At 68.5% G+C, this 1,392-nt stretch carries 1 protein-coding gene; it reads left to right on the top strand.

Translation table 11 applies throughout. The annotated features are described in order from the left end of the window. Positions 1-1,392, top strand: a 1,392-nt coding sequence (locus ACT3HL_RS17580) for an AMP-binding protein (protein WP_445088051.1), incomplete at both ends; no start/stop codon positions are given.

The raw sequence follows: 1,392 nt of genomic DNA, 5'->3' as shown, positions 1-1,392 counted from the left end.
GAACGCTGTGCCGTCCTCGCGATCAATCACGTGGCGGCTATCGAATCGATGTGGGCGGGGAACGAACGGGGGCTCGCGACGGTGCAGCTCTCCTATCGGGCGACGGTCGGCGAACTGGTCGATATGGCCAGCACCGGGGGGGCGGCGGCGCTGGTCTTCGACGACGCCAACGCCGAGGAGGCGCTCGAACTGCTCGACCGCGGGTCGTTCGACGCGGCGATCCACGCCGGCGACCGCGAGATCGACCGCGACGACGTCGAGTCCTACGAGGCGGTCCTCGCGGACGCGTCGCCCGAGACCGCCGCCGAGCACCCGGCCGGCGAGGAGTGCGGGATCCTGTACACGAGCGGGACGACGAGCGTCCCGAAGGCCGTCCCGTTCGATCAGGAGCAGCTCTGGTACGGGGCGGTCCAAGGCGTGATGGAACACGGCATCGACGAGACCGACGTCGCGCTCTGTACGTCGCCGTGGTATCACATGGTGACGACCGACGCCTGGCTCTACCCGCACTTCGTCGCGGGCGCCACCGTCGTGCTGCACTCGGCGTTCGACCCCGAGGAGGCGCTCGAACTCATCGAGGGCCACGACGTGAGCGGGCTGCTCGCCGTCCCCACGCAGCTCAACGCGCTCAACGACGTCCAGCGCGAGGCCGCGACCCCCTACGACACCGACTCGCTGTCGTACATCCGGACCGGCGGGGCGATCGTCACCGAATCGCTCGTCGAGGAGACCCACGACCACCTCAGCGAACACCTGTACAACACCTACGGGATGACCGAGGCGGGGCCGAACCTCACGTTCGCCCACCCGGACGTACAGGAGGGACGCCCGGGGTCCATCGGCAAGGAGTCGTTCACCTGGGAGATCCGCGTCGTCGAGTCCGTGCCGCTCTCGGAGGACCCCGACCCCGACGCGACCGTCGACGCCGGCGAGCGCGGCGAGATCATCGCGCGCGGTCCGGGGATGTCCCACGGCTACATCGACAACGAGGAGGCAACGGCGAAGTCGTACTTCGACGGCTGGCTCCGCACCCGTGACGTCGCCCGGATCGACGAGGACGACTACCTCACCATCGTGGACCGCGTCGACAACATGATCGTCAGCGGCGGCGAGAACATCTATCCCGCCGAGGTCGAACGCGTGCTCGAGAACCACCCCGACGTCTCGGAGGCGTGCGTCTTCGGTCTGGACGACGAACAGTGGGGACAGGTCGTCACGGCGGTCGTCGTCGCCGAGGAAGGCGTCGAGGTCACCGAGGCGGACCTCGACGAGTACTGCCTCCAACACGACGGCCTCGCGGACTTCAAGCGCCCGCGCGAGTACGCGATCACCGAGGACGCGCTCCCGCGGACCGACACCGGGACGATTATGCGCGAAGACCTCGTTCAAAAG

Source organism: Halobellus sp. GM3 (assembly GCF_052545375.1).
Note: the sequence above shows the minus strand (reverse complement) of the source record. Positions and strands in the feature narration are given on the sequence as shown.